Genomic DNA, 14323 nt, shown 5'->3' on the forward strand with positions numbered 1-14323 from the left:
GGTGCGGCTTGATTCGCCAAAGGCAACCTAGGGTCTGCGCCGGGGTTGATTTCAAGCCTGCCGCGGTTTTCAGGAATGGATGCAAAAACTTGTAACAATGACTCATAAGCTCAGCAATTGAATTCCTTTACCCTTCTCGACCTTCGTTTCCATTTCGGATTTTATGGACAGTGACAGTAGCAAACCGCCCTCGCCGTGCAGGCCCAGAGCGGCTCAATCTCCAGGCAGTGCCTTTCGGCGCCTAGCCTCTCGCAGCCCTTGCGCTGCATCTCTGGTTAATCGGCTGACGTTTTCGCTGCGACCCCAACGGGTTCGTGGATCGTTCGGCTGTACCCGCTTTCCCATCAAGAGCATGCACTAAATGGAATGGATCGCTGATCCCACCGCCTGGCTGGGTCTGTTGACCCTGATCGTCCTGGAAATCGTTCTGGGCATCGACAACCTGGTCTTCATCGCGATTCTCGCGGACAAACTGCCGCCCGAGCAGCGCGACCGTGCGCGCATGATCGGCTTGAGCCTGGCGATGATCATGCGCCTGGGTCTGCTGGCTAGCATCGCCTGGCTGGTGACTCTGACGCAGCCGCTGTTCAGCGTGTTCGACCATGCCTTCTCCGGTCGTGACCTGATCATGCTGTTCGGCGGCATCTTCCTGCTGTTCAAGGCGACGATGGAGTTGCACGAGCGGCTCGAAGGCCACACTCACCAAGTCTCCGGCAGCAAGGCCTATGCGCGCTTTTGGCCGGTGGTCGCGCAGATCATAGTGCTCGACGCGGTGTTCTCGCTGGACGCGGTGATCACCGCGGTAGGCATGGTCGAGCACCTGCCGGTGATGATGATTGCGGTGGTGATCTCAATGGGCCTGATGATGGTCGCCAGCAAACCCCTGACCGCCTTCGTCAATGCCCGCCCCACCGTCATCATGCTGTGCCTGGGCTTTTTGATGATGATTGGCTTCAGCCTGACGGCCGAAGGGTTCGGATTCCACATTCCGAAAGGCTATCTGTACGCCGCCATCGGCTTCTCGATCGCCATCGAATTCTTCAATCAGCTGGCCCGCTCGCGGCGCAAGCGCAGCCTGCAGGGCGAGCGCGGGCTGCGCGACCGCACCGCCCATGCAGTGATGCGTCTGCTCGGCGGCAAGGTGGAAATGGATGAAGTGGGCGAGGAGATTGCCGACATGCTCGGCGGTGCCACGGGCGATGGCGTGCCGTTCGATCGACGCGAGCGCGTCATGATCCGCGGTGTGCTGGGTCTGGCGGATCAGTCCATCCAGAAAGCCATGACCGACCGCATGGAGGTTGACCGGATCAATCTCGATGACCCGCTTGAGAAGATTCATCAGGCACTGCTGGATTCCCCTCACTCGCGTCTGCTGGTGTCTCGCGGCAACGCCGCTGACGTACCCTTGGGTTATATCCACAAGAAGGAACTGTTCCGCCAACTGCTCAAAGGCGAGCACGCGGACATTGAAAGCCTGGTACGCACACCCATCAACTTGCCCGACAGCTCATCGGTGCTCAATGCCCTGGAGCAGATGCGCCAGGCCGCCACTCACGTGGCATTCGTGGTCAATGAGTTTGGCGACTTCGAAGGCTTGCTGACGCTGACCGATATCCTCGAAGCCATTGCCGGCGAATTGCCCGATGCCAGCGAAATCGAAGGACCGGATATTGAGCCCGTAGAGGGTGGATACCACGCAAGCGGCGCCGTTAACCTGCTGGTGTTACGTGACCGGCTGGGTTTCAACGCCAAGCCAACGGACGACTACCAGACCCTGTCGGGATTGGCGATGAGTGTGCTGGATCGATTGCCGTTGACCGGTGATCGAATCGAGTACGCCGACTGGCAACTGACGGTGCTTGAGGTCAGGGATCGTCGGGTGACCAAGATGTTCATCCAGCCACAGATGCACGCCTCACGCTAGGCATCGCATCGCGACACGCCCAAAGTCGAAACGGCTCGGGCGTGTCGCGAACTGCAGCGGGCGATTACAGGCTCATCAGATCGACGAAACGCGGCGTGGCGGCGTCGTCGATCTTCAGGCTCTTGAAGTCGAACAGGTTGCGGTCCGCCAATTGCGAAGGCACCACGTTCTGCAGGGCGCGGAACATGATTTCGGTGCGGCCCGGCGATTGACGCTCCCAGTCCTGCAGCATGCCCTTGACCACCTGGCGCTGGAGATTTTCCTGCGAGCCGCACAGGTTGCAGGGAATGATCGGGAATTCCTTCATCTTCGAATAGGCTTCGATGTCTGCCTCGTTGCAATACGCCAGTGGGCGGATGACCACGTTGCGCCCATCGTCGGAGAGCAGCTTGGGCGGCATGGCCTTGAGCGTGCCGCCGTAGAACATGTTCAGGAAGAAGGTTTCCAGAATGTCATCGCGATGGTGACCGAGAGCCATCTTGGTCGCGCCGATCTCATCGGCATAGGTGTACAGCGTACCGCGACGCAAGCGCGAGCACAGCGAGCAGGTGGTCTTGCCTTCCGGGATCTTTTCCTTGACCACCGAGTAAGTGTCTTTCTCGATGATGTGATACTCGACGCCCAGCGCCTTGAGGTATTCGGGCAGCACATGCTCGGGGAAACCCGGTTGTTTCTGGTCCATGTTCACCGCGACGATGTCGAATTTGATCGGCGCGACTTTCTGCAAGTACAGCAAGACGTCAAGCATGGTGTAACTGTCCTTGCCGCCTGACAGGCAGACCATGACCTTGTCGCCGTCTTCGATCATGTTGAAGTCGGTGACGGCTTCCCCGGCCTGACGGCGCAGGCGCTTTTGCAGTTTGTTCTGGTTGACCGAAAGAGTGCCCATGCTGTGTGGAGTCCGGCGAAAATTCTGGAAGCCGCGCATTTTACGCGCAAAGTCGATGCAGCCCCAGCCCCGTTGGGTCATGCCCGCCTGTCGCACGTTGCGCCTGCTGTCCCTGTGCTAGGCTGCCCGCCATGACAACCGACCTCGACCCGGCGCAGGACCTGTGCGATCACTTGCATGTCCTGCTGCGCGAAACGCCCCAGGGCTGCAGCGAATATCAGCTGATACAGATGCTTAAAGCACGCCACAGCACGCACATCCCCCATCTGCCGCTGAAGGATCCGCTGGTGCTGTTTCGCACCCACTTCTTGCTATTCAACGCGCTGTATCGCCTGCGCGACCAATTATGGGCCGAGGCCCGAGGCCACGTGTCGATCAACCCGCTGTGCGTGCAACTACTGCCGTACCAGGCCGGCAGCCAGGCCCTGAGCGAGGGCGATACGCTGCGCGACTACTACCTGGACATAAGCCATCTGCGCGACACCACCGAGCAAGATGTGGAGCGCCTGCTCTCCAGCTTCTGGACGCGTATGCAGGGCGGCGATGAAAAACGAGCGGCGCTGGAGCTGTTCGAACTGGATCAACACAAGGCGCTCAAGCTGGCTGACATCCGCCTGCGCTATCGCCAACTGGTCAGCCAGCATCATCCGGATCGAGGCGGCAGCACGGAGCGCCTGCAATCGATCAATACCGCGATGGACATTCTTCAACGCTATTACTACTAAACCTTATGGATCCATTTGCTCTAAAGCAGCACCGTCTAACGTAACGGGCCTGCCTATACTCCCAATCAAGGCCGCCGTGGATGGCCTGATAACAAGAGGAGTGGTAGCTATGAGCAATCACGTCTGGGGGTTATTCACCCGTCCCAACCGAGAGTGGCAAGCAATTCGCCGCACTGAACGAGGCGGGCCACTGCAATTCGTGCCAACCCTGATTCTCGCCGCAATTCCCGCCGTTTCCGCCTTCATCGGTACCACCCAGGTCGGCTGGAAACTGGGCTCGGGCACGGCGGTAAAACTCACTGAAAGCAGCGCCCTGCCCCTGACCCTGCTGTCCTATCTGGCCATGCTGGCGGGGGTGGTTGCCATGGGTTATTTCATTCACTGGATGGCGCGCACTTACCACGCCAATCCCAGCCGGAGCCAGTGCATCCGCTTTGCTGCTTTTACCGCCACGCCGCTGTTCATCGGCGGACTCGCCGCGCTCTACCCCAGTCTATGGCTGGGCATGCTGGTCGGTACCGCGGCCATTTCCTACACCGTTTACCTGCTCTATGCAGGACTACCCACTTTCATGGGCATTCACCCCGACGAAGGCTTTCTGTTCTCCAGCTCGGTACTGGCGGTAGGCCTGGTGGTACTGGTAGCCATGATGGCAACCTCGGTAATTATCTGGGGAATGGGCATCGGACCGGAATACATCCGCTAACCCCAGTCCCATCTTCCCTATAATGGCGCGCTCAGGAGACCGCGCGCCATGCCCGAACTGTTAAATTCCCGCGTCGAGGCCTGTTATCAGCAGGCCGAGGCGTTCTTCAAACGCACCTTTCGCCGTCCTCAAGTGAGTCTGCGCCTGCGCGGACAGAAGGCCGGTGTTGCGCATCTGCAGGAAAACCTGCTGCGTTTCAATGCGCAGTTATACCGCGACAATCGCGAACATTTCCTCAAGCAGACCGTGGCCCATGAAGTCGCCCATCTGGTCGCCCACCAGCTTTTTGGTCCACGAATCAAGCCCCACGGCGAAGAGTGGCAATCGATCATGCGCGGTGTCTATCAATTGCCTGCGGACCGCTGCCATCACTATGACGTGCAGCGGCGGCCAGGCACCCGCTACCTGTATCGCTGCGCATGCCCGGATGGCGAGTTTCCCTTTACCGCCCAGCGTCACACCCTCGTCGGCAAGGGGCGTCGTTATCTATGCAGGCGATGCAAATCAACACTGGTTTTCAGTGGGGAGCGGCGAGTGGCATAACGTCGTGCGCGTGAGCGTCAAGCTCAAGGGGGATAACGCCGCATGGCGGACTGCAGCGGACGGCGAAGCAAAAAGGGTTATCACGCACGTCATGTGATAACCCCCTTGGTAAAATCTTACTGTGCGCGCTCGAAGCAGGCCACACCCGAGGTACCAAAGCGGTTGGCCGTGGTGTATTCGGACATATAGGCCAGTTTCCAACCGTCAAACTGAGCGAACACCTTATCCATCTCCTTCTTGGAACGCATATCGACTTCTGCGCAACGCGTTTGCGCATTCGCACCGATACCGGTATCCCACTGGACAGACGAAATGTTCGCAGGAGCGCAACCGGCCAATGCAACGGAAGCCAGGGCGATAACCAACAGTTGTTGTTTCATACATCATTCCTTGTGCGTTAAACCTGAACCAGCATGCTCAGGCGGTGGGCACGCTATCAATTAGCCATTATCGTGTCCAGCGTCCTTAAGACGCATAGCTCACCCCCGCCAGGCCATTACGTTGCCTTGGGCTTCCTGCCTATTGCCGGCACGCCCCCTGCACCCTAACCGAGTATTCGCACTTTCCCGGCGTGATTACGCGCGCCGTCAGCTTGCCCGTAATCAACGGCCTGACTACCATCGCCCACGGGATCAAGGAGCCGAGCCATGCGTGAGCGCACCATTGCCAGCCATTTTGTCCGCGCCGCGTTGCGGGGTGCTGGGCGTCGGGGGCACGATTGCCACGAATTGCTGCGTCAGTCCAACCTGCCGGTGGCAATCGTTGACGAGCCGCGTGCCCGTGTCGCTCCCGAGCACTTCGTCCAGCTGATTCAGTTGCTCTGGGAAACGCTGGATGACGAATACCTCGGGCTCGGCGAACAACCCAGCAAGCGCGGCACCTTTGCCATGATGGGGCACGCGATCATTCATTGCCGCACCCTGGAAAAGGCCCTGCAGCGCGGCATGATGTTTTATCGCCTGTTTCCCTGGGCGGCCCAGCTCCACCTACACCGCGACAATGAATGGGCTTATCTGAGTGTCACCACCGATTCGCAATGGGATCCGGAGCATTTCCTGGTCGAAAGCCTGCTGGTGATCTGGCATCGCTTGAGCAGTTGGTTGATTGGCCAGCGCATCCGCCTGGAAGGAACCACCTTTGCCTATCCACAGCCTGCCCACGCCACCGAGTACGATCTGTTGTTTCCCGGTGCACGGCGGTTTGCGGCGGAACATACAGGTTTGCGCTTCCAAGCCCGCTATCTGGACATGCCGCTTCTACAGGATGAGCGCACCCTCAAACAGTTCCTGAAACGTTCTCCCGCAGACCTGCTCGCTCGCCCCGTGGGCGGCCACAGCCTGGCCAGTCGGATCCGCCGCCTGCTGGGGCGCAACTGTACGGACTGGCCGAACCTCGACAGCGTCGCGCGTCAATTGCACTGCAGCCCGCAAACGCTGCGCCGCCGCCTGCGTGAGGAAGGCACCACGTTCCAGGAGTTGAAGGACCATCTGCGCCGTGACCGGGCAATTTATCTCTTGAGTCGCGCCGAATTTTCCATCCAGACCATTGCCGAACAACTGGGCTTTTCCGAATCGTCCGCCTTTCACCGTGCCTTTAAAAAATGGACAGATCTGACTCCCGGCGCTTACCGCGCTCTGGGGCGTTAACAGGCCGCTGAATAACGCCATCTGCTCTCACAGGAGTAGCTTCATAGGGCGTTACGCACCGGCACTTGCACCGTGGCCACGAATCTCCAGAATGGCGGCCGTCATTCCCCTCCGATCGTCGAGAGTGCTCCAGACATGTTTTTCAAGCGCGGCCTCAAGTCACTTATCACTACCTGGCTGGCTGGACTGCTGGCCTTACTGCCACTGGCCTTGACGCTGCTGTTGCTGACCTGGATCGTCAGCCTGCTGAACCGTTTTGCTGGACCCTCGACGCCGCTTGGCCAGCTCTTCGCGACCGTTGGCCATCCGTTTGTGGAAAGTCCGGTGCAGGCTTACCTGATTGGCACCCTGCTACTGATTGCAGCCATCTTTCCCTTGGGCCTGGCGGTGCAACTTGGCCTTAAAGGCCCACTGTCGCGCCTGATCAACGGTATTTTGCGGCGTATCCCGCTCTTGGGCACGTTGTACAGCCTGACCGACCGCTTCGTTGGCCTGCTGGATAAAAAAGAAGGCGCGGATATCGGCGCCATGAGTCCAGTCTGGTGTTTTTTTGGCGGCGATGGCGTTGCAGTGCTGGCGCTGCTACCCAATCCAGAGCCCATCGAGATCGATGGGCGCGCCTACCATGCCGTGCTGGTGCCCACCGCGCCAATTCCGGTGGGCGGCGGTCTGCTCTACATCCGCACTGAGTGGGTACGCCCGGCCAATATCGGCATCGAGGCCTTTACCCGCATTTATGTGTCCATGGGACTGACTCCTCCGCCCCTCAAACCCGGCAAAAATGTTCCGCAAGCAGTGTTTGACAACAGCGAAGCGCCTCAAGCCTGACGCTGCCTGGGGCTGACCGCTAATCTGCCGTTGATTAACGCGGCGAACTCTGGGCGAGCCATCACAGTGGCTCGCCTAGAGTTCGGGCGCACGCAGCCTGTCACTGAGGAAATGTTGGCTGCCGGAGGGGGTGGCTTCGATACGCAGCCTGTACAACGACGGACGTTTCAGCAACACCCGGACATGCCTTCTAGGCTTAGGCTTCATCCCTAGTCACGTGAGAGCCTCGCCATGCGCCCCTTTCTCCCCAGCCTACTGATTATGTCCAGCAGCCTAGTCCAGGCCGATATCCAGACGCGCGAGATCCCTTATCAAAGCGCCGACGGTACCCAACTGCTTGCTTATTACGCCTATGACGATGCCGCGCAAACGCCACGCCCCGGCGTGCTGGTTGTGCATGAATGGTGGGGGCTGAACGAATACACCAAGCGGCGTGCCCGTGACTTGGCTGCATTGGGGTATACCGCCTTGGCCATAGATATGTACGGTGAAGGCAAGAATACCCGCCATCCGGCCGATGCCAAGGCGTTCATGCAGGCCGCCGCCGAAAATGCCCAGTCTGGCAAGGCTCGCTTTCTTGCGGGGCTGGAACTGCTCAAGCAACAACCGCAGACAGATGCCTCACGACTGGCAGCCATCGGCTATTGCTTCGGCGGCAAGGTGGTCCTGGACATGGCCCGCCAAGGAGTTCCACTGGCGGGCGTGGTGAGCTTCCATGGCAACCTGTCGCCAGCTGTTCCGGCCAGTCCCGGCAGCATCAAGGCACGCATCCTGGTCGAACACGGCGAAGCGGACAGCATGGTCGGCCCCGAGCAGGTGAAAGCGTTCAAGGCGGAAATGGATCAGGCCGGCGCTGATTACCGCTTTGTGAGTCTGCCCGGCGCCAAGCATGCCTTCTCCAACCCTGACGCCGATGCCTATCAAGCCCAGGGCCTGGATCTGGCTTATCAAAAGGACGCCGATGAGCGTTCCTGGTCGGACATGCAGGCGTTTTTCAAGGAGCTGTTCGGGGAGTGATCGCTAGCTAGGGCCTGTTCCCGTTCGCGCACGGCCGAAACGAGGAAAGACCTAGATCACGCCCACAAAAAAGGGCGACCGAAGTCGCCCTTTTTTTGATGGAATCAGAACTTAGTTCTGGTTTTCCATCTGTGCACGGATCAGATCACCAATGGTGGTCGGGCCGGTGCTTTCCACTTCCTGCTTGGTGCGCAGCTCTTTCATCGCGTCCTTTTCGTCTTCGACGTCTTTGGACTTGATGGACAGGCTGATCACGCGGGACTTGCGGTCGATGCTGATGATCTTGGCTTCAACTTCCTCGCCTTCCTTCAGCACGTTGCGGGCGTCTTCAACGCGATCGCGGCTGATTTCGGAAGCCTTCAGAGTGGCCTCGATGTCGTTGCCCAGATCGATGATGGCGCCCTTGGCGTCAACTTCTTTCACGATGCCACGAACAATGGTGCCCTTCTCGTTCAGGGAGGCGTAGTTGGAGAACGGATCGTCTTCCAGCTGCTTGATACCCAGGGAGATGCGCTCGCGCTCCGGATCAACGGACAGGATCACGGTGTCCAGCTCGTCGCCCTTCTTGAAGCGACGCACGGCTTCTTCACCAGCTTCGTTCCAGGAAATGTCGGACAGGTGAACCAGACCGTCGATGCCGCCGTCCAGACCAATGAAGATACCGAAATCGGTGATCGACTTGATGGTGCCGGAGATGCGGTCGCCCTTGTTGAACTGGCCAGAGAAGTCTTCCCACGGGTTGGACTTGCACTGCTTGATGCCCAGGGAGATACGACGACGCTCTTCGTCGATGTCCAGAACCATGACTTCCACTTCGTCGCCGACCTGAACGACCTTCGACGGGTGGATGTTCTTGTTGGTCCAGTCCATTTCGGACACGTGCACCAGGCCTTCCACGCCCTCTTCCAGCTCGGCGAAGCAGCCGTAGTCGGTGAGGTTGGTGACCTTGGCCATTACGCGGGTGTTTTCCGGGTAACGGGCCTTGATGGCAACCCATGGGTCTTCGCCCAGCTGCTTCAGACCCAGGGAAACGCGGTTGCGCTCGCGGTCGAACTTCAGCACCTTGACGTCGATCTCGTCGCCAACGTTGACGATCTCGGACGGGTGCTTGATGCGCTTCCAGGCCATGTCGGTGATGTGCAGCAGGCCGTCTACGCCGCCCAGGTCCACGAATGCGCCGTAGTCGGTGAGGTTCTTGACGATACCCTTGACTTGCTGGCCTTCCTGCAGGGATTCCAGCAGGGCTTCGCGCTCGGCGCTGTTCTCGGCTTCCAGCACGCTACGACGGGAAACGACAACGTTGTTGCGCTTCTGGTCGAGCTTGATGACCTTGAACTCGAGTTCTTTGTTTTCCAGGTGGGTGGTGTCGCGCACAGGGCGGACATCGACCAGGGAACCCGGCAGGAACGCGCGGATGCCGTTGACGTCGACAGTGAAGCCACCTTTGACCTTACCGTTGATGACGCCCTTGACCACTTCTTCAGCAGCAAACGCAGCTTCCAGAACGATCCAGCACTCGGCGCGCTTGGCTTTTTCGCGGGACAGCTTGGTTTCACCGAAGCCGTCTTCCACTGCGTCCAGTGCGACGTGAACTTCGTCACCTACCTTGATGGTCAGCTCGCCCTGCTCGTTGTAGAACTGCTCGACCGGGATGACGCCCTCGGACTTGAGGCCAGCATGCACGGTGACCCAGTCACCGTCGATGTCGACCACGATGCCGGTGATGATGGCACCCGGCTGCATGTCGAGGGATTTCAGGCTTTCTTCAAATAGTTCTGCAAAGCTTTCGCTCATGTTGATTCCTGTGAGATCAAGGGCAGTCGATCTGCCCAAAGCCACATCCCAGACAATGTGGGTTCGTTCATATAAAAAGAGGCCTGCAGGACGAGGACTGGTCTCCTGCATGCCTCCTTGCGGTCTTCCGTTATTGGAAGTGACCTATTACCCAGCGAGTTCGCGAGCAGCGACTTCACCAAGAATTCTTTCAAGCACCTGCTCGATCGACAGTTGCGTGGAATCCAGCAAAATCGCGTCGGCTGCCGGTTTGAGTGGAGCCACCGCACGCTGGGTGTCACGCTCATCGCGCGCACGTATCTCGTCGAGAAGACTCGCGAGATTAACAGCATCGCCCTTTTCCTTCAACTGAAGATAGCGACGGTGCGCACGTTCCTCCACGCTAGCCGTCAGGAAAATCTTCAAAGGCGCATCGGGAAATACCACGGTGCCCATGTCGCGACCATCGGCTACCAAGCCCGGCGCCTCGAGAAATGCGCGCTGGCGGTGCAGCAGCGCATCACGCACTGCCGGCAACGCGGCAACTTGCGATGCGCCCGAGCCGACCTGCTCGTTGCGAATCGCCTGCGTGACTTCCTCGCCTTCCAGAATAATGAGCTGTTCCTGACCTGGTGCGCCAGCCACGAATTGCACATCCAGATGAGCGGCAAGGGCCTTGAGCCCTTCTTCGTTGGTCAAGTCGACGCTGTGATTACTGGCAGATAGGGCCAGCAGTCGATACAGCGCGCCGGAGTCGAGCAGGTTCCAGCCCAGGCGGGTGGCCAACAGGCCGGCAATGGTGCCCTTGCCGGAACCGCTGGGCCCGTCGATGGTGATGACTGCTGTACTCATGCCTGACCTTCTTCGCTGACGCGAATGCCGGTCTGCCCCGCCAGGCCGAGGAAATTGGGGAACGAGGTGGCGACGTTGGCACAGTCATGGATGCGAATCGGCGCCGTGGCGCGCAGCGAGGCCACGCTGAAACTCATGGCGATACGGTGGTCGCCATGGGCCCAGACTTCGCCGCCGCCCATCGGGCCGCCGTCGATGATGATGCCATCTGGAGTGGGCTCGACTTTTACGCCCAGAGTTTGCAGGCCGTCGGCCATGACCTGGATACGGTCGGACTCTTTGACCCGCAATTCCTCGGCGCCGCGCAGCACCGTACGCCCTTCGGCGCAGGCGGCGGCAATGAACAGCACGGGGAATTCGTCGATGGCCAGCGGCACCAGCGCCTCGGGAATCTCGATGCCCTTGAGCTTGGCACTGCGCACACGCAGGTCGGCCACCGGCTCGCCACCGACCTCCTTCTGGTTTTCCAGGGTGATGTCGGCGCCCATCAGCTTCAGGATATCGATGATCCCGGTGCGCGTCGGGTTGATGCCGACATGCTCCAGCACCAGGTCGGATCCTTCGGCAATCGATGCTGCTACTAGGAAGAACGCCGCCGAGGAAATATCCGCCGGCACCTCAATCTGCGTGGCGGTCAGTGTGTGCCCGGGCGTAACGGCAGAAGTATTGCCGTCAACGTTCACCGGGTAGCCGAAACCGCGCAGCATGCGCTCGGTGTGGTCTCGAGTCGGCGCCGGCTCGATGACCGAGGTCTGCCCTTCGGCATACAGGCCGGCCAGCAGCAGGCAGGATTTCACCTGGGCGCTGGCCATCGGCATTGCATAGCGCATGCCGATCAATTTCTGGCCGCCGCGAATGGTCAGCGGCGGACGGCCTTCGGCGGCGGTCTCGATCACCGCGCCCATTTCGCGCAGCGGATTGGCCACACGGTTCATCGGCCGCTTGGTAAGCGAGGCATCGCCGCTGAGCGTGGTATCGAACGGTTGCGCGGCGAGCAGGCCGGCCAGCAGGCGCATCGAAGTACCGGAGTTGCCCAGGTAGATCGGTCCGGGCGGCGGCTGCAGGCCGTGCAGGCCGACGCCATGCACGGTGACGCGGCCATCTTGCGGGCCTTCAATGACCACGCCCATGTCGCGGAAGGCCTGAATGGTAGCCAGCGCATCCTCGCCTTCGAGGAAGCCCTGCACCTCGGTGGTGCCTTCGGCCAGAGAGCCGAGCATGATCGAGCGATGGGAAATGGATTTGTCGCCCGGCACGCGGATGCGGCCGTTGACGCTGCCGCCCGGCTGGGCGATGAAAATCAGATCGTTATTGGAATGCATGGCGTCCACATAGGCCCGGCGGGCCAGGATTTTGCTGAAATGCTCGCGGGCTACCCGAGCGCGAGTGAACACGCCCAAGAGGTGATGCCCATCCCCAGCGACCACCGCGGCGCGCAAGGCGTCGAGGTCATCGCGAAAATCGTCTAGTACCTGCAACACGGCGTCGCGATTGGCCAGAAAGATATCGTGCCACATCAACGGATCACTGCCGGCGATGCGTGTGAAATCGCGAAAGCCGCCGGCAGCATAACGGAAGATTTCCAGGTTCTCGTGACGCTTGGCCAGCGAATCCACCAAGGTGTACGCCAGCATATGCGGCAGATGGCTGGTAGCGGCAAGCACCTGATCGTGATGCTCGACGTCCATCTGCTCGACATCCGCGCCCAGCGCTCGCCAGAGACGCTCGATGAGCAGCAGCGCTTCGCTGTCCACGCCGTCTGGCGGCGTGAGGATTACCTTGTGGCGGCGAAACAACCAGCCGTCGGCAGCGGTAACCCCGCTGCGCTCGGAGCCGGCAATCGGATGTCCCGGGACGAAGCGCACCGGCACGCCGCCAAACGCCTCGCGGGCTGCGCGCAGCACATTGCCCTTGGCGCTGCCAACGTCGGTGAGCACCGCGTGGCCCAGATCGAAGGTGGCCAACTGGGCGAGCACCTTCTCCAGAGCCAGGATCGGCACCGCCAGTTGAATCACGTCGGCGCCTCGGCAGGCCGTCGCCAGATCCTCTTCGCAACGGTCGACCACGCCCAGCTCGACCGCCAGACGGCAGGATTCGACATTGCGGTCAACGCCGACCACCTCGCGGAACAGGCCCTTTTCACGCAGCCCCTTGGCGAAGGAGCCGCCGATCAGGCCAAGTCCCACCACCACCAGGCGTTCGAGAACAGGCGCACCGCCGCCTTGCAGCGGCTTGACGTCAGGCACTGGCGAGCACCTTGCTCAGGGCTTCAAGAAAGCGCGCGTTTTCCTGCTCGGTGCCAATGGACACACGCAGGAAGGTCGGCATGCCGTAACCAGCAATCGGCCGCACGATCACGCCCTCGCGTAGCAGGCCGGCGTTGATCGGCGCAGCGTCGCGGCCAAAATCCACGGCGATGAAGTTGCCCTTGGACGGAATCCACGCCAGGCCCAGTTCGCGCAAACCCGCTTCCAGCTGGGCCATGCCCGCGCTGTTCAGGCGACGGCCGGCGGCCAGGTAATCAGTGTCATCCAGCGCCGCGCAGGCGGCTACCAGGGCCAGACTGTTAACGTTAAAGGGTTGGCGCACCCGATTGAGCACGTCGGCAATTTGTGCCGAGGACGCGGCATAGCCGACACGCAGTCCGGCCAGACCGTAGGCCTTGCACAGCGTGCGCGAGACCAGCAGGTTCGGGTAACGAGCCAGGTAATCCAGGCCATTGGGCAGTTCGCCGGGCTCGGAAAATTCAATGTACGCCTCGTCGAGCACCACCAGTACGTGGGCCGGTACGCGGGACAGGAAGTGCTCCAGCGCATCAACTCCGAACCAGGTACCCGTCGGATTGTTCGGATTGGCAATGAACAGAACGCGGGTATTGTCATCGATGGCCTTGATCAGGCCGTCAAGGTCGTAGCCATAGTCGATAGCCGGGACCACGCGACTTTCCGCGCCCACCGCCTGGGTGCAGATCGGGTAGGCGGCGAAGGCATGGGCACTGAAAACGGCATTCAGGCCGGGCGCCAGATAGGCGCGCGCAACGATGTCGATAATGTCGTTGGAGCCGTTGCCCAGGGTGATCAGCTCAGGGGACAGGCCAAAACGCTCGGACAGCTTTTGCTTGAGCACATAACCGCTGCCATCGGGATAGCGCGTCAGCTCAGGCAGCTCGGCACGGATCGCTTCCAGCACCTTGGGGCTTGGGCCGAGTGGGTTTTCGTTGCTGGCCAGTTTGACGATCTGCGCCGGATCGATGCCCAGTTCACGGGCCAGCTCATCGATCGGCTTGCCGGTGACGTAAGGGGAAAGCTTTTGTACGCCTGGCACGGCCAGGGCGAGGAAATCGGATTTCATAGCTACAAGCCTCACGCTCCAAGCCGCAAGCAGAAGCCACGCACCGACTCACGTACGGCTTGCGGCTTA

The 14323-nt window shown here is 60.4% G+C and carries 12 protein-coding genes and 1 pseudogene; 7 read left to right on the top strand and 6 right to left on the bottom strand.

Annotation, left to right across the window (positions count from 1 at the left end; translation table 11 throughout):
* Positions 1 to 361: 361 nt before the first annotated feature.
* Positions 362 to 1924, top strand: coding sequence for a TerC family protein (locus ACTV8E_RS13745; RefSeq protein WP_443199850.1), 1563 nt, complete (start codon positions 362 to 364; stop codon positions 1922 to 1924).
* A 64-nt stretch (positions 1925 to 1988) separates the two neighbouring features.
* On the opposite strand, the gene ttcA is transcribed toward ACTV8E_RS13745, so the two are convergent.
* Entirely contained in the window at positions 1989 to 2813 is an 825-nt protein-coding gene (gene ttcA, locus ACTV8E_RS13750) for a tRNA 2-thiocytidine(32) synthetase TtcA (protein WP_251837033.1), read from the bottom strand.
* A gap of 131 nt (positions 2814 to 2944) precedes the next feature.
* On the opposite strand from ttcA, the gene ACTV8E_RS13755 reads away from it, so the two are divergent.
* From ACTV8E_RS13755 to ACTV8E_RS13765, 3 genes and pseudogenes are all read left to right on the top strand, one after another.
* On the top strand, positions 2945 to 3538 hold the full coding sequence (locus ACTV8E_RS13755; protein WP_443199851.1) for a DNA-J related domain-containing protein: 594 nt from the start codon (positions 2945 to 2947) through the stop codon (positions 3536 to 3538).
* A 109-nt stretch (positions 3539 to 3647) separates the two neighbouring features.
* Positions 3648 to 4244, top strand: a complete 597-nt coding sequence (locus ACTV8E_RS13760) for a Yip1 family protein (RefSeq protein WP_251836908.1) — start codon at positions 3648 to 3650, stop codon at positions 4242 to 4244.
* A 45-nt stretch (positions 4245 to 4289) separates the two neighbouring features.
* Positions 4290 to 4787, top strand: a pseudogene (locus ACTV8E_RS13765) (SprT family zinc-dependent metalloprotease); the annotation flags it as partial.
* Between the two features lie 116 nt (positions 4788 to 4903).
* On the opposite strand, the gene ACTV8E_RS13770 reads toward ACTV8E_RS13765, so the two are convergent.
* Positions 4904 to 5167, bottom strand: a complete 264-nt coding sequence (locus ACTV8E_RS13770) for a hypothetical protein (RefSeq protein ID WP_443199852.1) — start codon at positions 5165 to 5167, stop codon at positions 4904 to 4906.
* 267 nt (positions 5168 to 5434) lie between these two features.
* Between ACTV8E_RS13770 and ACTV8E_RS13775 the strand changes: the two genes are divergently transcribed.
* The 3 genes from ACTV8E_RS13775 to ACTV8E_RS13785 all read left to right on the top strand — a co-directional run bounded on the left by ACTV8E_RS13775 (position 5435) and on the right by ACTV8E_RS13785 (position 8278).
* Positions 5435 to 6433 (top strand): AraC family transcriptional regulator, encoded by a 999-nt coding sequence (locus tag ACTV8E_RS13775; RefSeq protein ID WP_443199853.1) that lies wholly within the window; start codon positions 5435 to 5437, stop codon positions 6431 to 6433.
* A 135-nt stretch (positions 6434 to 6568) separates the two neighbouring features.
* Complete coding sequence (locus ACTV8E_RS13780; RefSeq protein WP_443199854.1) at positions 6569 to 7261, top strand: DUF502 domain-containing protein; 693 nt, start codon at positions 6569 to 6571, stop codon at positions 7259 to 7261.
* Positions 7262 to 7492: 231 nt separating this feature from the next.
* Complete coding sequence (locus ACTV8E_RS13785; protein WP_443199855.1) at positions 7493 to 8278, top strand: dienelactone hydrolase family protein; 786 nt, start codon at positions 7493 to 7495, stop codon at positions 8276 to 8278.
* A 111-nt stretch (positions 8279 to 8389) separates the two neighbouring features.
* Here the strand turns inward: ACTV8E_RS13785 and rpsA are convergent, their stop codons facing one another.
* From rpsA to hisC, 4 genes are all read right to left on the bottom strand, one after another.
* Complete coding sequence (rpsA, locus tag ACTV8E_RS13790) at positions 8390 to 10072, bottom strand: 30S ribosomal protein S1 (protein ID WP_251836914.1); 1683 nt, start codon at positions 10070 to 10072, stop codon at positions 8390 to 8392.
* Positions 10073 to 10219: 147 nt separating this feature from the next.
* A complete protein-coding gene (gene cmk / locus ACTV8E_RS13795) occupies positions 10220 to 10903 on the bottom strand; it encodes a (d)CMP kinase (RefSeq protein WP_443199856.1) in 684 nt (227 codons plus the stop codon).
* Positions 10900 to 13149: a bifunctional prephenate dehydrogenase/3-phosphoshikimate 1-carboxyvinyltransferase gene (locus ACTV8E_RS13800; RefSeq protein ID WP_443199857.1), complete on the bottom strand. Its 2250-nt coding sequence runs from the start codon at positions 13147 to 13149 to the stop codon at positions 10900 to 10902. Before ACTV8E_RS13800 ends, cmk begins: the two co-directional genes overlap by 4 nt.
* Complete coding sequence (gene hisC / locus ACTV8E_RS13805; protein ID WP_443199858.1) at positions 13142 to 14254, bottom strand: histidinol-phosphate transaminase; 1113 nt, start codon at positions 14252 to 14254, stop codon at positions 13142 to 13144. The genes ACTV8E_RS13800 and hisC overlap by 8 nt, the downstream gene beginning before the upstream one ends.
* Positions 14255 to 14323: the final 69 nt, after the last annotated feature.

The organism is Pseudomonas sp. B392_1p, assembly GCF_052245235.1.
Lineage (GTDB): Bacteria > Pseudomonadota > Gammaproteobacteria > Pseudomonadales > Pseudomonadaceae > Serpens > Serpens gallinarum.